This window comes from Streptomyces sp. NPDC058877 (assembly GCF_042742855.1).
Taxonomy (GTDB): Bacteria; Actinomycetota; Actinomycetes; order Streptomycetales; family Streptomycetaceae; genus Streptomyces.
Genome location: NZ_JBHYMF010000016.1, coordinates 41,947 through 63,028 on the forward strand (window position 1 = coordinate 41,947; position 21,082 = coordinate 63,028).

The following is a 21,082-nucleotide window of genomic DNA, read 5'->3' on the forward strand; positions in this document are numbered from 1 at the left end:
ATCGAGTTCGGTGAGAGCCGGGAATCCAGCCGCGGTCCCGGCCTTCACGGGAACGGGTGGGGGTCGGGGTTCAGCTGGTCCAGGGTCAGGTCGGCACCAAGTCGACCGAGTCGCCGCGGCAGGCTCAGCAGCCGGGGCAGCCCGTCGACCCGCCGGTTGCGGTAGCCGAAGGTCATCGGCACCGCACCGGGGACCAGGACCTTGACGCAGCTGAATCCGCCGGCCCTGTGTTCAGGGGTGGTCTGGTCGACCACCAGCACCTCGCCGACCCGCTCGACCGCGGCCCGCAGGTCCACCGCGAGGTCGTCGCGGTCCGGCCGCAGCCGGTCGGGCCCACCGACCTCGTCGATACCGATGGTGGGCCCACCGAACAGGAAATCGAGCCGGTGTGCGGCGTCGGGGTGCGCGTAGAGCGCCGAATGGTCCGGCATGGTGACGACCCGGTAAGGATCACGCACCATCTCGGCGGCCCGGTCCTCCTCGTTCGGGTAGCGCCGGATCACGTCGCTGAGGATCGGCCCCAGCTCGTTCAGCGCGTTCAGCAGCGCCCGCTCTGGGTTCAGGCCGGCTCCCGCGGTGCACAACAGGGCGGGGCCCTTCCGGTCCGGGTGCGCCGCCATCACCCAGACAGCCGGGATCCCGTAGTCCGTGGTGATGTCGAAGGCATGGATGCGGTACCCGGTGCTCGACCTGATCGCGCCCGCCTGGAGCGGCACGGCCGGGTCGTGGCACGAATCCAGGTCGATGGTCGGCGGGGTGGTTCGGGTGTACCAGGTGCACAGGAAGGCGTCGCGCTCGACCGTCTCCATGAGTCCGTGCAGCGTGGCCTCTTCCCAGGAGGAGCCGAGGGCACAGCCGTTGGACACCTCGTAGTAGGAGACCGGATCGTCGCCGCGCAGTCGGTGGCAGTAGTAGTACGCCAGGGCCTCCGGCACCAGGCGTGCGCTCCCGGAGGCGAACGAGTGCGCCCACACCCACCACACCGGTTGGTCCGGATCAAACCTGCGATAGCGGAAGGTCGGATCGTCGTAGCTCTCGTCCGAGTGGTGCCCGAACACGTCAGGGTGCACGGCGTGCGGTGCGAGTTCGTGCCATGTGCCGCGCACGGAGCTCCGCAGACCCCCCGGGGCCACGCCGCCGTAGCGCTCCAGCGCCTCGAGGATCGCGGTCAGCTCGCTGGTCCGGTAGTCGCGGCTGCGGCCGTACCCGGGCTCGGCCAGGTTGTCGAACCGCAGCGGCATCGACGCGCCGGCCATCACGAGCCCGCCCTCCGCACCGCGGTTGGTGTGCCGGATCAGGCCGCTGAACGGGTCCACGTAAAGCTCGCGGACGGTCTCGAACTCGGCCATCACGTCCCGGGTCCGCGACCCGAACGGCGTGATCTTGGGAGCGGGCCGTAGGACGCGCTGTGCCAGCTCCGCCGTGTCCTCCGGCAGCACTCCGCAGTGCGGGCAGAAGGGGTCGGGAAGGAAGCGGTGGCGGGTGGTGGCCAGGGTGGCCAGATCGACCACCGTCACCAGGCGCCGGTCGTTCGGGTCGGCCAGCTCGTCCTCCACCAGCTCGGCAGCCGCTTCGGCCACGACCTGAGCGGCGAGCTCGTCGAGCAGCCTCGGCACATCCCGTGCGAGCCGGGTGGCGTGCTGCTCGCGCAGCGGGGCGAGCCACGCCTTGCCCGCGTCGACGCGTTGCCGCCGCAGGTCGAGGCAGTGCGGGCAGCCCGGCAGACCCGGGCGAGTGAATGGCCCCACGACCACCTGACCGACCTCTGAGTGCACGCTCAGCCACGCGCGGTCGGCCGGCCCGTCCGCCGGGAGCTGCCAGCTGTCGCTTGCCAGTACCTCGACGTCGAGGTCCGCGAGTGCGTCGGAGAGGCTGCGGGACAGCACTCCGGGCTGTACCGCCGCGTCGTCGGCGGTGTTCGTCAGCATCTCCGTCATCAGTCCACTACCACCTTCACTGCCGAGATTCCGAGCTGGGCGATACCGGGGTCGTGGTCGAGGTCGACCACGACCGCGTCGGGGGCGCGCAGCGCCACCGCGTGACGAAGGTCCATGAGAGTGAGCGGCGGCGCGGCGGGCAGGGCGACCGCCCGGCCGGGCAGTGGCAGTGCCTGGCCCATGGCTCGCGGCGCGAGGTCCGCACGGCCGTGCATCAGCACTTGGTCGGTGAGCACGGCCTGCTCCATCGCGCGAACCGCTGCGGCGGCGTGGCTGGTGCCTCGGCCGTACACGGTGCCGTGGCGGGTGGTCGCCACCGCGGTCGGGACCGTCTCCTCCGGCAGCAGACCGAGCCAGGCCGTGCGGTCGCTCACCAGCAGTTGGTCCAGGGCTTCGCGTACCTCGGCCGGCAACCCCTCGCCGTCCTCCACGCGTACGACCGGGTCGGGTGCGTCCACCGCCCATGTCTCGAGGAGGCCGAGCAGTGCTGCGGTGAGTGCCTCCTCCCGTCCCTCGGCCGCAGTGGTGCCGAGCGACGGCCCGGTACTGGTGCCGCAGCGCCGTGCCCGGTCGACCGACACCAGCGCCGGGCCGTCGTCCGCGAGGCGGCGAGCGGGCAGGAAATGGCCTGCCGGGTTGTCGGCGATCCGGTCCGTCGTGGCGCGCAGCGCGGACAGGTCGTCGGTGGTGGGGGTGAGGAGGGGCCGCCCGGCCGCGTCGACCACGGCGCGCGGATCGAGCGTCGACTCGAGGTGCAACGCGAGGGCTGCGAGCACGGCCCGTCGCCGGGCCTGCCCGTAGTCGGATCCGTCCGCGACGATCTCCGCGTCCAGCGGGCGGATCGAGGCCCGGCCTGCGACCCGGACCCGGGTGAGGTGCCGGGGCACCTGGGGCAGGTCGTCCTCACCGATCTCGCGCACGACGCCGTGGACCGGGTCGATCGCCGCCATCACCCGCTCGTCGAACGGCTCGGCCACCAGCCCCGCCGACGTGGGCCGCCACGGGTGCGGCAGTGCCCGCCAGGACGTCGTCTCCTCCCGAGTGACCGCCAGGCCGCTCCATACCTCTGCGGACCCGAGTGCCACCCGCCGGACCAGCTGGGCCGCGGCGGTCCGCACCGCCGCGGGGTGGGGCCGTCCGTCGGTCAGGTCGCCGCAGCGCAAGGCGGCCACGACCTCGTCGAGCTGCTCGGTGTCCATCGGCCCGACGACCACCGCGGCGCCCTCGGCGAAGAGTACGACGCCCGCGCGGCCCGTCCCTGCCGCGGCACGGACATCTTCGAACCAGTCACCGCGCAGGGGGCCGGCTCCCAGGACGACGGCGGGCAGCGACAAGCCGCTGCGCTCCACCGCGCGTTCCAGTTCGTCGCTCTCGCCCGCGAACCCCACCTCGCCGGGCACGCCCGGCTGCCGCAGGATTCCGACGGACGCCATCGCGTCCCGCACCCGGCGCGCCTGCGCCGCAGCCGCGCCTCCGAGTTCGTCGGCCGCCTGCTCCACGTCCCGGCCCTGATCGACCCACGAGGACACCAGCCGGATCCAGCCTGACACGCCGGTCGACAGTTCCAGCGGACCGGACTCGGACAGCCCGTGGGTCTTGCCCTCGAAGTCGATCGTGTAGGCGTTCAAACGCCGGAGAGCACTCATCGGCCCTGCTCCCCACGCCGACGGAGGCTGGATCCCACGATGAACTGGCCGACGCTGACCTCGACGAGCGGGTCACGGTCCGTCGCCTCGGTGAAGGCCACCGCATCGTCCGTGCCCAGGGGACAACCGGCCAGTCCCATGGCGCTGCACGTCCCGGCGAGCGCGTGGTAGAGCACCCCGGTGTTCTTCAACACCACTGCGTAACCCATCCCCTCGTACTTCCACATCACCCGGCCGACCCGGGCTGCCACGACCAACAGCACCTGCGGGAAGTCACCAGTCGTCGATCCCTGCGAGGCGACGCGCAGCATCCGGCGCACCGCGGGGTGTGCCAAGGGCCGTACGAGTTCCAGCTCGTGCCGGTGCGCGTCGTAGTGGTAGAAGCCGCTGTCCATCCCCGCGCACCGGTTGACCACCGGATACAGCTCGAGCTCGTACACCGCACCGCCCGATGGCCGGGGGGAGCTGGCGAACTCGACCCCGTCCTCCTCGCGCACCCGCCGCACCCTCGCGGTGCGGTACAGCAGCTCACCGAGCTGATCGACCGAGATCGGGGACTCCTCGTCGTGTTCCCGCTCCGATCGACGCCCCTCTGACACCTCGAAGTACGAGCCCTCACTCAGCCGGCGGTCCGCGAAGTTCGGCACAGCCAGTCCGACACGATCCCCCGAGTAGGGCGGCGGGGCGGCCGGCTCCGGCGCGAAGCCCGCCGCGCGGCCCCACCAGGTTCCGCCGAACCCGTCGCCGACGTACCCGCGGTATCCGAGGCGGCTGCGGTCGTGGAAGAGCAGCTCGTGCGGCGACCACTGGCGGTAGCGCAGCTCCTGGGTCTGCTCACCCTCCGGGTCGGCCAGGAAGCCCGCGAGCGCGAGCTGCTCACGGAGGGCAGCGGTGAGCCCGCCCGGCGCCGGTGCCGAGCCGGACCCAGGGTTGAGCGCGGCCGTCAGCAGCTCCCTCCGATGGAGCGTGATCTCCGCGCTGGCCAGGGGCGATTCCAAGATCAGCGCACCGTGCTCGGCCCGGATGACCGCGTACCGGGACAGGTCGAGCCGCCCCTCGGCGGCGGGCGCCGGCCCGCGGGCCCTCAGCGGCCTTACCACGAAGGCGACCCCGCGGTCGTCGGCGAACTCCTCGTCGAGCCAGCCGCCTTGCCGCAGTAGCTCGGTGACCTGATCCTCCGCGTCGGCGGGCTGCCCTGTACCGGCAAGCCGCGCGACGACATCCGCCGTCGACGCGCCGGAGGGGAGACTGACATGGTGAGGCCAGGCCATGAGGTGGGTGCGCCCGCCGCGCTCGGCACTGAACACGCCCTTCCTCAGCCGTTCGGTCCGCTGTGCGGCAATGTCCTGCGCCGGGGTCACCGGTCGCCTCCCTCTGTGGTCGTCGTCGGGTCTTCGCTCTCCGTCAGTGCCGTGGCCAGCAGGTGGCACAGTCGGTACCGGCCAACCGGTCCCACGCCCATCCGGGAGAGCTGGAGATAGAGCAGGCTGATCGCGAAGCGGTAGGTCTGGAACCAGTCGGAGGAGCGCACCTCCTCCCACCGAGCTGACCCGGCCAGGTCGCGGTGGAACGCGCTGCGCCCGGTCAGCTCGGCCGAGAAACCGTCGGCCACCGCGGGCAGCGCGAACTCGCCGCGGGACTGCGCCTGTCGGGCGGCCCGAACCACTGGAGTGATCGCCTCCAGCCAGTCCCGGACGTAGCCGGGTCGGTCCGTGCCGGCTGCGACCGCGAGCAGCCTGCGGCGCAGCGCCGGCGCCGAACGGCGGGCGGCCGCGTCCCAGGCCGCGCGCGCGTCCGGCGCGGCCTCGAGGTTCAGATACGCCTCGGCGTGCGACCGGAAGGACAGCGCGGCGGAGACGAGCCCGCCCCGGCCGAACTCCTGGGCCGTAACCGCCATCAGGTCGGCGAGGGCGGACCCGAGCCGATCTACGGGAGCGGCGCGCAGCAGCCGCAGCGCCGGCACGCTCGCCGCGTAGTGGAATTCCTCGAGCAACGCCCGTACCTCGGGATCCGTACCCCAGGTCCCTTCGGGAGGCCCGGCCGTCCATGTGAGGGAGTTGTCCGCCAGCCAGTCCTCGCACAGCTCGACGCCGGCGCGGTCGGCGGCCTGCTGTGCCCGGTCCCGGACATCCGCGAGCGTCACGGTCCGCGTCGACGGAGTGGAGCGCAGCAGCTCGTGCAGCCGTCGGTCGATCTGCTCCCGCACCGTGGCCGCGGCATCGACGGGCCCGCGCACCCCTAGGCGCAGATGCGGTCCACGCTGCCACTCCCGGGTCAGTCGGAACTGGCAGCCGGCCTGCTCCGCGGCCTCGGCGCACTCCCACAGCGGACCGAGCAGCAGAGTGTTCCACCTGCTCTCGTCGTGGTAGGCGAACATCCCCTGCCAGTCCGCGAGACGACTGCCGTCTCGGGTCGCGACCCGCTGCTGTGTGCCGGTCACGCGTCTATCTCTGTCTCGACGAGAAGGGCCTGTGCGAGTGCTGCGCGCAGCATCAGCTCCGTGGGCAACGTCACTCCTATCCGGTTGGCGAAGAGGTGGATGCAGATGTCCAGCGTCGCGATCGGGTCCCTGGCATCGGCGATCGCGAACGTCACGCCGCCGAACCCGAGGGCGGGCGGCCGATAGTCGTCCGCAGCGGCGCGGAGCTCGGCCTCAAGCCGTTCCAACGATCGGGTGAGGCGCTGGGCCGCAGCGGGCGGACGCTCCAGGAGCGGCGCGATCCGACCCAGGTCCAGCCGGGTACCGGGCGGAAGGCCGACGACCCGGACGCGTCGGGCCCAGTCGGCACTGGTCGTAGGCCCACGCGCCGCGAAGAAGCCGGCCAGAACCAGGACGATCAGGGAGTCCCGGGCCGCCACTGACGGGTTTGCCGCGAGCACGTCCAGGGCGATCCGGGTGCTCTCGTCGAAGTGCTCCTCGCATGCCGCCAAGGCGGCGCCGTGGCCGTACCGTTCGTGCTCCGGTGAGTAGGTGGCCGGTACGACCGTGCCGTCCGGGACCAGCTCGGTCGCCGCATCCGATCCGCCGATCCGGCCGCGTAGCAGCGTGTACTCCTCGGCGCTCATGCTGCGCTCGGACGGATGCTCGCGGCACCAGCGCCCCAGCTCGGCCGGTACCCGGTGATCCAGTTCCGCCAGCGCCGTGTCCGACGGGGCGCTGAGCCTCAGCCGCACGTGCGGGCCACCGTCCCAGTACCGCAGAACGAACGCCAGGTCGACGAGTCCTTCGGCCCGCAAGGCTCTGATCAATGGTGTGACCGACTCGGTCAACAGCCGGTCCTGACCCTGGTGCTGGTGCACGTGCCAGGAAGTCCAGGTCGTCAACATCGCACACCCACCTGGACCGCGAACTCGGCCACGTGTCCCGATCCGGCCAGCGGGTCGGGCAGGCATTCCTCGACGATCGCGTACTCGGCCTGGCGGAGCATCTTCTCGGCATCCGCGAACAGCAGCGGGCTGGTGACGTCGACGAACACCGGCTTGCGCGCCTTGCTCTGGCCCCCGCCGTGATCGGCGGAACTCCATGCCCGCAGGTAGAACCGGCTGCCCAGACCGTGCGCTGCGAGCCACCGGTGCCAGGCCCGCAGCGATTCACGCGGCCCCCGCCCACCCGGGAACTCCTCCCGGCGCAGCAGCCGACGGGTCCGCTGCAGCGCAGTGGCCCCGAGCACCACTCGCGGAGTGGCGGTCGACCGCGCCGCACCGGCCCGACCGGGTGCCGCGGGGGTGAACACCGCGATGCTCGGGTGGATCAGGTAGGCGCTGCCGAAGACCTGCTCCAGCAGCCGGACGAACGGCGGCAGTGCGAGGTCGGCGGCCATGCCGAGGTGCACCAGACGCACGCCCCGACCGTCCATGTCCCGGAGTGCGGGCAGGCCGTCCGCCCCGGGTACGACCCGCACCGACGACATCGGCAGACGCTCGCCGTCCGGCCGGCCGGATGTGGTCCCGGGATACTGCAGTTCGCGCGGCGCCGTGGCCGTCCGCGCGTTGAGTGCCGAGCCCAGCAACCCGCTGACCTCGACGACGTCCTCGTCGACGGTGGGGACCAGGTCCGCGATCGCGAGCCCTGCCTGTGCGGCGAGCCGCCCCCGGCCGCGGCCGTGCCCGCCGTGCACCACGTTCACCACTCGGTGGATTCCGGCTTCTGTGGCCTGTTGCAGGTAGAAGGTGGCCGAGCGGTTCGGGTGCGCGAAGGGGAAGTCGTCGAGCAGCCGGTCCAGGTCCGCCACGGCGAGTGGGCCGTGCACCGCCCGGCCGAGCACCTCATCGGTGAGACCGGACAGGGCACGACCGAGTTCCCTCACCATGCTGCCCGAGCACGTCGCCAGGTCGGCTCCCCACGGGGGCGCCGCCGGCCCGATGATGCGCCCGAGATCACCGGCCGGGTCGAGACGCGCCCGGCCGAGGCTGTCCAGGGCGACGGTCAGCGGCACGTCGTAGTCGGCACCGAACCGCTCGGCCAGGTACTCGCCGGCCGCCACCTTCGCCGGCAGCTTGTGGTCGTACCGCGCCAGGAGCCTGCGGGCACAGTCGAGTTCGTCGAGCACCGCGCCGTCGGGACGGTCGGGGAGTTCGTAGGGCCAGTCGGCGGCGACGGACATCTCGTGCGCCTTGACGGCGGGAAGCTCGATCCCGAGTTGGCGCCCCACCCGCTCGGCGGCGGCCTCCGCGGTCGCGGCGGAGTCGTCCAGCGCGGTGCCCAGCGCGGCCAGCTCGGCGGACAGGTCCGCAGCGCCGCGCCGGTCGGCGAACGCGGACCAGGCTGCCCAGGGCCGGGGGTGGTGGTCGGCAACGGGCAGCTGGTGTTCGATCAGTCCGGCACCAGGCACTTGCTCACCAGAGCCGCTCCGCCAGCTACCCGGGCGGCCAGCTCTGCCTCAGTCTCCCCGGGACGCAGGGTGCGCAGCACCGCGTCGATCGCCGGATGCTCCGTAACCCGGACCGTCTGCTCCCGTTGTCCGGACCTGAGGAACAGCCAGCCGCCGTCGACCCGCACCAGACTCGGGTTGACCCGTACCTCGAGCTCGGCGGGCACCGGCAGCGCGACGTGCAGGGCCTGGGTCAACGCGTCGATCACCGCGCCGTCCAGCTCGATCAGCAGCCGTTCCAGAGCCGCCTTGCCGCCGGCCCGGCCCCAGCGGGCCGGAATCGTCACCATCCAGGAGCTGAACGGGCTGGTCTTCGCGGCCGCGCGGGCCGCCATCCGGGCGAGCCGGAGGAGTCTCTTGCGCTGCGGTGCGCCTGTCGTCCCCATGGCCCACCGCTGTGCGATGTCGGCCAACTCCCGGCTGGTGGCCTCAAGACCGGTCCGGAACCGCCGGTCGAGACAGAGGCCGCGCAGGTGACGCAGGTCGTCCGCCTCGGCCGCAGCCCACCCGGCTTCCAGTTGCACACCCAGGGAGTGCACTCGGTCCCGCGCAGCCGTCCATGAGCCGAATGCGGCGGTCGCTCGCTCGGACATCAGCGGCACGGCTTCCTGTGCGACCCGCCGTGGCAGGTCGCCATGGTGTACTCCTCTGCGTGCGGCGACCAGCACGGCCCGCTCGTGTCCGGTGTGCGCGCCGATGTCCTGGAACAGGGCCGTGCCGGCCTGCTCGGCGGACTCGTCCAGTAACCGGAGGGCCTCGGTCTCCTCGGCCAGCACCTGGTCGATGCCGCTGTGGTGAAAGCCTCTGAGCGCGTCTCGGCTCAGACCGGCCACCCGGACGAGGAGCACCTCGTCTACCGCGGCCCGACCTGAGGAGATCGGCAGATTCCGGACAGGGTTCACCTGTGACAACCCCCGTGGTTCGCCTGCGGATCAGGCATTTCGGAACATGTTTGACCGGCTGGCGTGAAGACACAGCCGAAAAAATTCGAGCGCCGTACAGCGCGCCACCGAAAAAGAAAGATTCGTCGAATCAGGAGATCGAAGCCCACCAGGCTCTCGGCCCCAACGGCCACGAGCTCAGACACTTCTCCCGACAAATCTCGTGCGACATAATTCCGCACCCACCCCCGTGAGCGGCATGTGATTGAACGTCAAATTCTCAATTTGACAGCCGTCTTCGACCCTAGTAGCCGTCCATCCGTAGCGCAAGGTCGAACGCAATCCAACAAGCTGATGGCTGAAACCAGGCGTGCGAGAGCACGCCACAGTCCCGCGGCACACCCTGGGCGCCGCGGGACTGTGTTCATTCAGTTGTCGGGAGGATTTGCCGAAGCGCCTCCGCCCTGGACCCGACCTGAGGTCAGTTGGAGCTGCAGGAGCAGCAGATGTAGCAGAAGCAGTTGGTCGACGAACCGACCTCCGGCATGCCGTGGTCAGCGGTCAGCGCGGTCACCGCGCCACCCTGCTCGACGACCTCGAACACGTCGATGGAAAGGTCGTTGACGTCGACGAAGTAGTCCTCGTTGTTCATGGCGACTTCCTTCCGCTGATGATGAATACGGGATCGCTCCGGATGGACCAGAATTCGTACTCGGAATTCGAGGAGCGGCCTTCATCATGGCTGGCCCCGGGGGCAAGGTCACGCTTTCAAAACCGATGACCAGAAATCACGGCGGGTCACGGGACCGATGCCGGGACGGTGTCGCAGCCGTCGCGAGGCTTCCGCTCAGCCGGCTGAACGGGCCCGGACGGAGGCACGCCGCGGCTTGCGTGCGGCCAGCCGCTCGGCGGCCCCCCTGACCTGAGGATCCCCGGCCTCGCGCGCGGCCTCGATCTGCTGCCGGGCCGCAGTTCCGCGCAGCTCACCGAGGGCCATCAGCGCAGCCATGGCCACCCGCGACTCGGAGTCCGCGACCGTCGCGCCCAAGGCCTCCGCCGCGTCCTCCGCGTCCGGGTGCCCGATGTAGCACAGGATGTCCGCCGCGTGCTGCCGCACCGCGTGGTCGTCCGCCCCGAGCGCCGCGACCAGGGCCGGCACCGCGGCGGATCCGAACGCTGCCACGTCGTCGGTCAGGGCGTTGCGCTCCTCGGTGTCCTGCTCGCCCAGCAGGGCGATCAGATGCGGTACCGCCCGGGGCTCCTTGATACGGCCCAATGCCCATCGGGCCTTGCGGGCCACCGCTTCGTCCGGGTCCGTGACATGAGGCAGAACGACGTCCACCGTCTCCGGGTTGGCGAACTTGCTGACCACGTGCAGGGCCTGGACCCGTACTTCCGGCGGCTGGTCCGCCCCGACCGCGGAGAGCACCGCCGGCCGGGTGGCCTCCTCCATCCGGGTCACCGCCCAGGTCATGGTCTCCCGTACGAAGAAGTCCTGTTCCGCCCACAGAGCGTCGACGAGCGCATCGGCACATTCCGTCTCGGCCTGCGACCCGATGTCGAGGGCCGCAGTGTTGCGGACGCTACGGTCCGGGTCCGACAGCTTCTCAAGCAGCTCGGCGGCGGACATCGTGCCGTTCTGAGGTGGTGAAGTCGACATACCAAGGATTCCTATTCTGGTGATCGCTGCGTTTCTGATGAGCTCGGCCCGCTGCCGCTAACCGGCGATCTTCCTCATGGACCGGACCGACCAATTCAGCGTCAGGACGGCCAGTACCGCGATCAACGCGAAGGCCACTGGAACGGAAGGATCGGAGAAGTCCCCGCTGAACAACGCACGACCGGCCTGGACGGTGTAATAGAGCGGATTAACCTTCGCGACCACCTGCATCCAGTGTGGAGCGAGCGACATCGGAAGCAGGATTCCGGTCAGCAGGATCAGCGGAAGCGAGAAGAACTGGAGGATCTGCGACATGGAGGTCTCCTGGCGGACCGCAAGGGCGAGTCCGTACGAGACACCGGAGGCGAACACTCCGGTGACCGCCATGAGGAACAGCATGAGTACCAGGCCACCCGGGTCGGGACGCATTCCCATGGCCACCGCGACCAGCACCACCAGGAGTGCCTGGACGACCAGGATGACCACATCCCGAAGAACCCGGCCGAGCACGATGGCCGACCGGTTCGCCGCACTGGCGGCGAGCCGCTCCAGAACCCCCGAGCGGATCTCGGCGATCATCCCGAATCCCACGAAGAGAGACCCGAACAGAGCGACCATGACCATCACGCCGGGAGTGAACTGCAGGAGTGTGTGCGACTGAGAATCGCCGACCGTGGTGTTGGCCAGCAAGGGCTCGAAGAGCAACAGGTAGAGGACGGGCTGCAGGATGCCGAAGAGTGGCCACACCGGATTGCGAGCCGACTTCCCCAGTTCATAGCCGAGGAACATCAGTGTGTGCTTTAACACGGGTACTTCCTGACTGTGAGGCTGTGGCGGGAGTTCCGCAGGGCCGACTGTCCCGTCAGCCGGCGTCTCGAAGTGAACGGCCTGTCTTGCGGAGGAAGACGTCGTCGAGGGTGGCTCGGTCCAGCGAGATCGCCCCGACGGCCACCTCGTGGTCGCCGAAGGCGCGCAGCAGGTGCGGGAGGGCCTGCTCGCCGTCATCGAGGTAGATCCGCAGCAGCGAACCGTCGATCCGCGTCTCGCGTACATACGGCAGCGCGTCGACGATCCCGCTGACCTTGTCGTCGGCGGTGAGCTCCTCCGCGAAGCGGAGGGTCACGACGTCGTCCGCCGTCTCGCGGGTCAACGCAGTGGGAGCGCCCTCTACGACGACCTCACCGTGATCGACGATCATGAGTCGGTCGCACAGGGCCTCGGCTTCATCGAGGTAGTGCGTACTGAGCAGCACGCTCGTGCCCGTGTCCCGGAGCGTCCGGATCTGGTCCCACAGGTTGGCCCGGTTCTGCGGGTCGAGTCCGGTGGTGGGCTCATCGAGGAAGACCAGGGACGGCTGGTGGACCAGCCCGATCGCCAGAGCCACCCGTCGCTTCTGGCCGCCGGACAGAGTCCGCACCGGGCGGTCCGCCATCGCGGTCAGGTCGAATGCCGCGAGCATCTCCCCGGTGCGCGCCGCCGCTTCGGTCGTGGGCAGCCCGTTGATCCGGGCTGCGAGCATGATGTTGGCCCTCGCCCCGTTGTTCTCGTCCACGCCGCCCGCCTGGCTGACGTAGCCGATGTACGGACGGACTTTCTCAGGGGTCGAGAACAGGTCCTGGCCGGCGACCTTGCCGGAACCGCCATCGGGCTGAACCAGTGTGGCCAGCATGCGAATCGTCGTGGTCTTCCCGGCGCCGTTCGGCCCGAGGACTCCGAAGATCTCGCCCCGCGCAACCGTGATGTCGAGACCTTTCACGGCTTCGACGACCATCGGCGGCTGCTGTGGACGCGCCCGCGTGCGGAACGTCTTCCTCAGGCCTTGCACCTCAATGATCAACGTTTCGCCTCTTCCTGAGTGAGGTCGGCCGGCACGCGAAGGTGGACCGGCTAGGGAATCTCGTCCCGCTCTACTCGGCCCGCCACGTCTTCCAGCCACTCGAACTGCGCGCGGAACTGGGCCGAGGTGAGGCGCAGTGCCTCGTCGATATGGCGGGGGGCACCCTTCTGGTGCTCGGTGGCCAGTGCCCGCTCGGCCATGGCGAAGCCTGCCTGCAGGATCTCCCGGCGTTCCCGGATCGCGGCCAGCAGCTCGGCCTTGGGAAGCTGGTCCATGAAGGTGATCGCGACCAGGAACGGGTCCACGATCGGCATGATCTGCCGCCAGTAGCCGTCGAGTTGCCGCCGAAACTCAGCCTGCCCCTCGTCCGTGATCGCGTAGACGGTCTTGCTGCCCTTGCCGCCTTCCACGACCTCGACCAGTCCCTCCTGGGACAGCTTCGTCAAAGCGTGGTAGATCGAACCGAAGGCGACATTGGCCCAGTGCTCAACGCCCCAGAGCTGGAGCTTCTTGCGGACCTCATAGCCGTGGTGCGGCCCAGCGAGCAGTGCGCCGAGGATCAGCACTCTCGTCGATGACATGCTCCAATTTTTATACAAGTTTGAGTAGCACCGTCAAGCGCGGACAGAGGCGGGGAGCTCGACGTGGCCCTGCTGGAGGTTCCGCCGGGCGGCCCCGCACCTTGTGGCCTGCGGAATCAATCAACAGCGCTGGAAGCCATCACGGTTCAAGCCTCCAGCGTGATGGAGCCGTCCGGGATCCACCCTTCGACATAGCCGGTCATCAGGATGCCGAGCTCCCGCGGGAACAGGTCTGCGGCGACGACGTCCGCGATGGGCCACCACCGCGCGGAAGGCGAGAAGACTTCCGCCGCCTCCGAACGGGCCAGCTTGATGATGATCAACCGGTATTCGAAACACCCTGTCGAAGTTCGGACGGTGAGCACGCCCGTCACGGAGCCCCGGCGCATTCCCGCGCGCCGCCCGTGGCGCCTCTGCCACCGATGCGCGGTGCGCGCGTACGAACGGTGTGGCGGTACGTCGACGCGCAGCGGCCACCACACCGACCGGCCTGGCTGGCGCTCCAGGAGAATCGTCCTGCTGTCGTGTGAAAGCAGGACGACCAGCAGGGTGCGACGTACTTTCTGCGTGACCACGTCTGGAGGCGTCATACCCGCCACACTCGCTCTTTGATATAGAAATATCATCCCGAGGTGTTCCATTCGGGTGCGGCAGGGCAGGATCTTCCCGTCAGAATGTCCAGCGGACTAGATGCGGAGGAAGCAATCCGGGCTGCCTCGGCATCTAGTCCGCTGGACACCACGGTTGGTCGGTCCGAGCCGTGCCGAGGATCGCTCGCGTGCGGTGTGAACGCACCAGGGCGCTGCTCGGTGCGGCTCGGATCGGCCCCGTATCCGGACCGAGGTTGTATGGACGGGGCATGGCCGGACCGGTTGGGCGTGGGTGACCGGATCCGATTCGATGGACGGACGTACACGGTGGCCGGCGTGCACGGGAGGTGCCTGACACTGGCCGACACGGTCGGTGGCGAGGAGCGCCTGGACGTGGTGCCGCTGGTACGCGACCCGGGGTTCTCGGTTGTGGACCAGGTGCCGCGCGCGTCCGGCGCGGGCCCGTCGCGGCCTGCGGGGAACGCCGACGGGCGGGCGAGCTGGTGGGTTCCGCACATCGTCGAGGTGCTGACCGGACTGCCGCCTGGGGCTCCGCCGGGCACACGGCCACGTCCTGGCTTCGATCCGGCGTCGACCACGTTGGGTGAGCGGGAGGAGGCCAAGTCCGAGGAGTTGCGGCGGGCCGGAATGCGAGGGACCTCTGCCCGTACCGTCCGGCGCAAACGGCAACGATACGAGGCGGAGGGGCCGGCTGGGCTGGCGGACGGCCGGTCCGGACGTCGCGAGGAGCCCGGATCCCGGTGGGATCCAAGGCTCCTGGACACTGTGCGCCATGTGATGGCCGAGTCATCCGAAAACCGGCCGGCAGTGGAGTCGGTACGCCGCCAGGTCGAGCGGAGTCTGGAGGCGGAGGTCCGTGCGGGGACACTGGTACTGCCGTCGCGGACAACCTTTCATCGCCTGTACGCAGAGTGGGAGGCCGCCGGTCGGATCGACGGCCCGGACCGGTGGCCGGGTCGGCAGGTGGTCGTGGACACCGTGCGGCTTCCCCCGCTTCCGCTCCCGCATCGCAGGCAGCGGGACCTGGAGTTGCTTGTCGCCCTCGATGTCGACACCGAAGTGATCCTGACCGCCGTCGTACGGGAGGATTCCCGGGCACTGGACGGGGCCGCGTTGCTGGCCCGGATGTGGTTGCCGGCGGACCATCAAGCGGACTGGCTCTGCGAACACGACATCGCGGTCTCGGAGCCACAGATCGTCAAGAAGCCGCTGGTGCCCCTCGTCCGGCCGCAGACCCTGTTCCTGGACCGGACACACCCGCTCCCTCGGCTGGCGGACGCATGCCGACGCCACGGTGTTCTCGTGCGTTCGGCCACCGAAACCCTCCCGCATCCGCGTCACCATGCCGAGTTCGTCGCCCGGCAGTTGGCCGGACAGTTCAGCGCATTCCTTCGATCCATGCACGGCGATCGGGTCCGGGATGCCGGGTGGCCCGTGGACATGGTGCAGGACCTGCTCGACACGTGGACGCAAGAGGAGTGGAATCACGGGGAACTCCACCGTCAACTGGGTGAGTTCGCTCTGCCTCAGTCTCCGAACAGCAGGGCGCTCAGATACGTGGCGCTGACCGAGCGAGCGGGCTGGGTCGCCACACCTCCGTCACCAGCCGCATTCGTCGGACTGCTGCCAGCCTCGCATGAGCGAGTGACCGTGGCAGGTCTACACGTGGACGGCCGCCGCTACGACAGCCCTGCCCTCGGTTCCCTGCGCCGCCGGCATCCGGTCGAGGTGCGCCGGGACCCGTATGCCACCCGGCAGGTGTGGGTCCGCACGCCGGAGGGCTCGTGGAGCGCCGTGCCCGCCACGGTGTCTCCCGTGTTGCCGCTCGACAGGATTCCCATCCGCCCCGTTTCCGCCTCTGGCGGGCATCCCCCGCTCGCCCAGGTCCCCACAGGGGGATCAGGCCGGATCCCCACCGCCGACGCGCCGGACAGTTCACGCATCGAGTACCACGCCGGGCTCCCGCTCCACACCCCCGACGTAGTGGACACGATCCTCCGAGGCGAGGAACTGGCCCTGCTCAACGAACGGTCGTCCGGTACGCGCCGCGGCCTCGTGGTGGGCGGCGGGTCCGGCGCGGGCAAGACGACGGCGCTGCTCGCGCTCGGCCGCAGCTACACCGCGCGGGCCCGCCTCCCCGCAGGGAGCGCCCGCCGACCGGCCGTCTATGTCCGTGTCGCCCCGGCCACGACACCGCACAGGTTCCTGGCGGAGCTGGCCCGGCAGGTCTCCGCCCCGGTCCGCGCACGGGCCCGGACGACGGATCTGGCCTACGAGACGAGCAAGGCGCTGGACCGTCTGGGTACGGGGCTGATCCTGGTAGACGAGTTCGAGTACCTTCATGCGGCGAGGGGCTCGGCCACGTCGTTGTCCGAGACCATGGACTACCTCTGTGATCGTCTTCCGGTCACCTTCGTGTTCGCCGGCCGGTCGGCCGCCCTGCCCCGCCTCGCTCCCAGCCGCCGCCTACTCCACCTGACGCTCGGGCCGCTGCCGCACGACGCGTCGTGGGTCGAGTACCTGGCACAGGCCGAAGAGGCCCTCCGGCTGCGTCAGCACGCGCAGGGCGCCCTGCCGAGCATGGCCGACCACCTGCACCGGCTCACCGGCGGCTGGGCGGACCGCGTGGGCTACCTTCTGCGCAGCGGAGCCATAAGAGCCATCCGGGACGGCACCGAATGCCTCACCCGCGTGCTGTTCGACGACCTCGCCGCACCTTGGCGCGACTCACACACGAAATGACCCCCTGAAGGCCAACTACAGCGGGACAGCGGTAGCTCCGCAGGCTGCTCTGGCCATCTACCCAGAACCTGCGAGGAAAATCGACGGCTGGCGAACCCTTCAAGTCGCCCACCCATTCGAGCAGCGAATAGATAACCAAGACAAAAAGGAACCTCAGCTTCTCCGACTTCCCCGCGCCTCGATCAGTTACGACGAAGGAGGGACATATATGGCCGCCTGCCCCTACCGTGGTGGCATGGCCTTTCAGGCGACAGAGCAGATCACCCCAGACGGCCCTCCGGAGACAATCGAGGAAGCAGTCCGAAAATACGATGTAGCGCTGGGTGAATGCGACGCCGACATCTTCGATCTTGAGCAGCTGCTGCTGAAGAAGCGAGAGCACCGCGTGCGGCTCGCCTCCGGGAGGGAAGAGGCCTGCGCAGCCGTGGCGTGCCAGGAGTCGGCTCTGAAAACCGCACGCGAGTTGCTTGCCCCGCAGCAGAATGCCACCCACCCTCCTTCCACACAGCCGGGCCGGCAGCTCACGATCGTCCCCACGGACATGCAACCGCCCAGCGCGACACCCCCCGCCGATCCCTCCGCACCGGAAGGCGACACGTCCGCCGCCCCTCACGTTCCGCCGCCGGATGAGCCCAGCTCCAGCAGCACCGGCTCACAGCCGGGCGCGGGCGGCGAGCCCCCCGAGGTGATCGTCCGGGGTGCCCGCATGAAGCAGATCCTCACGGTCATGGCTCAGCGCCCCGACGCCGACTGGGGCACTGGTGATGTCGCCGCGCTCCTCAACGTCGCCGAAAGCGACATCGCCGCCCGCCGTGCGCTGCGCGAGAACCTCCGCAACCTCGCCCGCCGCGGCGTCCTGGAACGAGTGACCGTCGAAGGCGACTTCCACACCTACTACCGGCCTCGCATGAACTGGAGGTTCGCCTGAAAGTGGCGCCAGCCGACCATCGTCGCCACAGGTGCCGACCCTTCTACAACCTAATAACCGCCGCCGCGTAGGACGACTCAGGGTTGCCCCCCTGAGCCTGCGGCGGCGGCTATAGCCCGCTAAGGCCGTTTCCGACACTACCCGGCTCCGTCCGGACGTGTACGGCATTCGGCCATTTCACCCTGCCTCTTTCGAGGAGCCGAATGCCCATGCGATTTCATCGCGGTGGATTGCCCGGTTCACGTCCGGGCCACAGGTCCACATCGAGCGCCTTCTCCAGAGTCGCGACCGTCAGCAGGTCGGGCCACACCTCTCCAGCGAGTACCCGCGTGATGGTCAGCCGGTCGATTCCCGTCCGCCGGGCCGCCTCCACCATCGACCAGCCGTTCGCGTCGACGACCTTCCGTAGCCGCGCGGCGACTTCCTGGGCGACCCGCGCCCCGTGGTGGTCATCGAGCACAGCGCCCGGCCAGGTTCCCTTGAGGACGTACCCGACGGGCTTGCGGCTGCGCTTGTCTCCCTGTGGCACAGCAAAGAGTCTCGCCCATACGGACCTCCCGGGATGACGGCGGCCGCCACTCTCACCGAATGTTATTGGAATATCACCCCGCCCGGGGTCTATTCCTGGTGGAGAGTCACGATGGATGCGATCGAGCAGTATCGCCCCAAGCTTCCGGGCCCCGTCTGGGAGCGGATCGGCGCGGACTGCCGTCGCGCGGTCTCCAAGGCCAAGCCCGCCACGCTGAAACAGGCCCGTGACTGGCTCGGCGCCCTGGCGTACGCCGCCGCTCACGCGGATGCCTGCGGACAGTCCACGAAAGCCGAGCGGTTGCTCACTCCCGAGACGATCGAGTGGTACCTGGCGACCGGCTACCTGCACGCCGAGAAGTCGTCCCGTTCCAACCGCCGCTGCCGCCTCAACAAGCTCCGTCATGCCCTGCTCGGCCCCGACCTGATCACCGGCGCCCCGGCCGCGTACACCGGCTCCGATCCCTCCCGCCCCTACACCAAACCGGAGCAGGCCCTGCTGTACGCCTCCGCCCGCGCCCAGCCCACCGACGAACTCCGCTACGGCTCCCTGACCCTGCTCGCCCTCGGCCTCGGCTGCGGCCTGGACTCACCCGAGATCATTCCGCTGCGCACCCACGACATCCGCGAAGCACCCAACGGCGCGGTCGCCGTCTCGGTCCGCGGGCGGCGCAAGCGGATCGTGCTGTGCCGCAACGCCTGGGCCCCGGTCCTCACCGAGGCCACCGCCTGGGCCTCCCTCCCCGGCCAGGCCCGCTACCTCTTCCGTCCCGCGAGCCACGCCCGGGGCACGAACACCGTCACCAACTTCCTCGCCCGTACCAAGCGCACCCCCGGCACACCAGCCCTGGTGATGGGCCGGACCCGCGCCACCTGGCTCGTCGACGCCGTCGAGTCCCGCATGCACCTACCCACGCTGATGGCCGCCGCCGGCCTGACCACCCTGCGCTCGATCGACCGGATCCTGCCCTACGTCCGCAACCTCCCGCCCGACCAGGCCGCCGCCATGCTCAGGGAGCTGTAGATGACCAGCAATCTCGACCGCGAGGATCACCTCGCCAAGCTGCGTACCCGCCGTCTGCCCATCCCCGATGCCGAGGTCCACGAGGTACTGGCCGAACTCGAGGACTCCGGGCTGCTCGCCGAAATCGAACCGCTCGTCGCCCAGGTCACCGGGCGCTGCCGGAAGCTCACCGTACGCGCCCTGCTCCTCGGCATGTGTCTGGCCGCCGCGCGCAACAGCGGCACGGTCACCCTGACCTCGGTCGCCAATCTCCTCTTCTTCGCCCTGTCCGACGAGGCACGCGAACAGTTCGGCATCCCCCGCTACCCCGACCACGCCCGGGGCTTCGAAGCCGGGTACGGAGTCGTCCGCCGCCTCTTCCACCGCCTCGTCAAAGCCGTCGACCCCTCACCGCTGCCCAAGAACCACCGCCTCGACCGCGACCTGGTCACCCGCCTCCTCAACAAGGCCGACCCCGATGAGATCACCCGTAAACGGTCACTCATGCTGCGGATCGCCAACCTGATCCTCGCCATGTCTCTGCGCGACGCCCACATCCTGCTGGAGGGCCGCTGGAACGGCTCGGCCGCCCTGGACGCCACCGTCATCGGCACGTACGCAAAAGGTCTGTCGGCCGACAGCCCGGTCACGGCGAGCGACCCCGACGCCGGCTGGTACGTCCGCACCGCCAAACACAAGGACCCTCTCGTGACCGACGTACCGGCGCAGGAGCGGGTCAAGAAGCGCCTGTACGGCTACGACGCCTGCCTCGTCGTCGCACGCGACCCCGACCGCGACGGCGCACCGCTGCCCGACGGCTCGGCCAACCCCGATGTCGTCCCGTCCCTGGTCGTCGCCTTCTCCCTCGACAAGCCCAGCCACCGCCCCGCCGAGGTCGCCCTCGAAGCCCTCCAGTACGTCGATCCCCGCTACCCCCGCGGCTACCTCGCCGGCGACCGCCTCTACCCCGACCAGAAGCCGTACAAGTTCCAGCTCCCCATCCGCGCCCTGGGCTACCAGCCCGTCTACGACTACGCCAAGGACCAGCTCGGCGTGCAGGCCCAGTTCGCCGGGGCAGAACTCATCGAGGGCAACTGGTACTGCCCCTCCATGCCCCAGCCCCTCAAAGACGCCACCAAGGACCTCGTCAACAAGAAGATCGACAAGCAGACCTGGATCAACCGGATCCAGCAGCGCACCACCTACCTCTTCATGCCCAAGCAGCGAGCCGACGCCGAAGGCCACCGCCGCATGATGTGCCCCGCCGAAGCCAACCGCACCCAGTGCCCCCTCAAGCCCTACACCCTCGGCCGCGGCATCCACCTGCCCCTCATCGACCCCGCCCCCAGCCCCGCCGACTCACCCCCGGCCTGCACCCAGCGCACCATCACCCTCCCGCCCGAGGCCGGGGCCCAGCTCTGGCAGCCCCTCCAGTACGGCACCGCGGAATGGCAGCGCGTCTACTTCCGCCTCCGCAACGCCATCGAGGGCATGAACGGCTTCGGCAAGGACCCCCTCTACGAACACCTGGAGCCCGGCGGCACCCGCCGCATCCGCGGCATCGCCGCCCAGGCCATCCTCCTGGCCTTCCAGCTCGCCCACGCCAACAAACGCAAGCTCGCCACCTGGGCCGGCAGCATCGCCCTCCACGGCGACCAGCCACACCGCCGCCCCACTCGCCGCCGCAAGACAAAACCCCTGGGCACCTGGACACCCAAGGGCTACCTCGCCAAGACGACTGCATGAGAGGGGTCACACCCCAGTAAGCCGACTGAAGCTCAACAACCGAAGACCCGGAACACGACTGCCCGGCGGCTCCCCAGCCGCCGGGCATCGAGTCCCACGCCTTCGGTCGTG

General features: G+C 69.8%; 18 protein-coding genes. 4 read left to right on the plus strand and 14 right to left on the minus strand.

Annotated features, from left to right (window positions below):
* Positions 1-44 precede the first annotated feature (44 nt).
* From ACFW2Y_RS06325 to ACFW2Y_RS06385, 13 genes are all read right to left on the minus strand, one after another.
* The gene (locus ACFW2Y_RS06325) at positions 45-1,937 is read right to left on the minus strand and encodes a TOMM precursor leader peptide-binding protein (RefSeq protein WP_384874324.1); all 1,893 of its coding nucleotides are present in this window, start codon (positions 1,935-1,937) and stop codon (positions 45-47) included.
* On the minus strand, positions 1,937-3,583 hold the full coding sequence (locus ACFW2Y_RS06330; RefSeq protein ID WP_384874327.1) for a hypothetical protein: 1,647 nt from the start codon (positions 3,581-3,583) through the stop codon (positions 1,937-1,939). Before ACFW2Y_RS06330 ends, ACFW2Y_RS06325 begins: the two co-directional genes overlap by 1 nt.
* A complete protein-coding gene (locus ACFW2Y_RS06335; protein WP_384874330.1) occupies positions 3,580-4,944 on the minus strand; it encodes a SagB family peptide dehydrogenase in 1,365 nt (454 codons plus the stop codon). The genes ACFW2Y_RS06330 and ACFW2Y_RS06335 overlap by 4 nt, the downstream gene beginning before the upstream one ends.
* Complete coding sequence (locus tag ACFW2Y_RS06340) at positions 4,941-6,023, minus strand: lantibiotic dehydratase C-terminal domain-containing protein (RefSeq protein WP_384874333.1); 1,083 nt, start codon at positions 6,021-6,023, stop codon at positions 4,941-4,943. Before ACFW2Y_RS06340 ends, ACFW2Y_RS06335 begins: the two co-directional genes overlap by 4 nt.
* Entirely contained in the window at positions 6,020-6,910 is an 891-nt protein-coding gene (locus tag ACFW2Y_RS06345; protein ID WP_384874336.1) for a lantibiotic dehydratase C-terminal domain-containing protein, read from the minus strand. The genes ACFW2Y_RS06340 and ACFW2Y_RS06345 overlap by 4 nt, the downstream gene beginning before the upstream one ends.
* Positions 6,904-8,415 carry a hypothetical protein gene (locus ACFW2Y_RS06350; protein ID WP_384874339.1) on the minus strand — a complete coding sequence of 504 codons (1,512 nt, stop codon included), beginning with the start codon at positions 8,413-8,415 and terminating at the stop codon, positions 6,904-6,906. The genes ACFW2Y_RS06345 and ACFW2Y_RS06350 overlap by 7 nt, the downstream gene beginning before the upstream one ends.
* A complete protein-coding gene (locus ACFW2Y_RS06355) occupies positions 8,397-9,356 on the minus strand; it encodes a hypothetical protein (RefSeq protein ID WP_384874342.1) in 960 nt (319 codons plus the stop codon). Before ACFW2Y_RS06355 ends, ACFW2Y_RS06350 begins: the two co-directional genes overlap by 19 nt.
* Positions 9,357-9,816: 460 nt before the next feature.
* A complete protein-coding gene (locus tag ACFW2Y_RS06360) occupies positions 9,817-9,987 on the minus strand; it encodes a thiomuracin/GE37468 family thiazolyl RiPP peptide (RefSeq protein WP_258787084.1) in 171 nt (56 codons plus the stop codon).
* A gap of 195 nt (positions 9,988-10,182) precedes the next feature.
* Complete coding sequence (locus tag ACFW2Y_RS06365; protein ID WP_384874345.1) at positions 10,183-10,995, minus strand: HEAT repeat domain-containing protein; 813 nt, start codon at positions 10,993-10,995, stop codon at positions 10,183-10,185.
* Between the two features lie 57 nt (positions 10,996-11,052).
* A complete protein-coding gene (locus tag ACFW2Y_RS06370) occupies positions 11,053-11,784 on the minus strand; it encodes an ABC transporter permease (protein ID WP_384874348.1) in 732 nt (243 codons plus the stop codon).
* A gap of 73 nt (positions 11,785-11,857) precedes the next feature.
* The gene (locus ACFW2Y_RS06375; protein ID WP_384874351.1) at positions 11,858-12,832 is read right to left on the minus strand and encodes an ATP-binding cassette domain-containing protein; all 975 of its coding nucleotides are present in this window, start codon (positions 12,830-12,832) and stop codon (positions 11,858-11,860) included.
* A 50-nt stretch (positions 12,833-12,882) separates the two neighbouring features.
* Positions 12,883-13,413, minus strand: a complete 531-nt coding sequence (locus ACFW2Y_RS06380) for a PadR family transcriptional regulator (protein WP_384874354.1) — start codon at positions 13,411-13,413, stop codon at positions 12,883-12,885.
* A gap of 146 nt (positions 13,414-13,559) precedes the next feature.
* Positions 13,560-13,988: a hypothetical protein gene (locus ACFW2Y_RS06385; RefSeq protein WP_384874357.1), complete on the minus strand. Its 429-nt coding sequence runs from the start codon at positions 13,986-13,988 to the stop codon at positions 13,560-13,562.
* A gap of 303 nt (positions 13,989-14,291) precedes the next feature.
* Here ACFW2Y_RS06385 and ACFW2Y_RS06390 point away from each other — a divergent pair, with 303 nt between their 5' ends.
* Positions 14,292-16,766 (plus strand): AAA family ATPase, encoded by a 2,475-nt coding sequence (locus ACFW2Y_RS06390; protein WP_384874360.1) that lies wholly within the window; start codon positions 14,292-14,294, stop codon positions 16,764-16,766.
* Between the two features lie 235 nt (positions 16,767-17,001).
* Positions 17,002-17,694, plus strand: a complete 693-nt coding sequence (locus ACFW2Y_RS06395) for a hypothetical protein (protein ID WP_384874362.1) — start codon at positions 17,002-17,004, stop codon at positions 17,692-17,694.
* A 217-nt stretch (positions 17,695-17,911) separates the two neighbouring features.
* Here the strand turns inward: ACFW2Y_RS06395 and ACFW2Y_RS06400 are convergent, their stop codons facing one another.
* Positions 17,912-18,223 carry a helix-turn-helix domain-containing protein gene (locus tag ACFW2Y_RS06400; RefSeq protein WP_384874365.1) on the minus strand — a complete coding sequence of 104 codons (312 nt, stop codon included), beginning with the start codon at positions 18,221-18,223 and terminating at the stop codon, positions 17,912-17,914.
* A gap of 111 nt (positions 18,224-18,334) precedes the next feature.
* On the opposite strand from ACFW2Y_RS06400, the gene ACFW2Y_RS06405 reads away from it, so the two are divergent.
* Positions 18,335-19,246 carry a hypothetical protein gene (locus ACFW2Y_RS06405; protein WP_384874368.1) on the plus strand — a complete coding sequence of 304 codons (912 nt, stop codon included), beginning with the start codon at positions 18,335-18,337 and terminating at the stop codon, positions 19,244-19,246.
* Positions 19,247-20,971: a hypothetical protein gene (locus ACFW2Y_RS06410; protein WP_384874371.1), complete on the plus strand. Its 1,725-nt coding sequence runs from the start codon at positions 19,247-19,249 to the stop codon at positions 20,969-20,971.
* Positions 20,972-21,082: the final 111 nt, after the last annotated feature.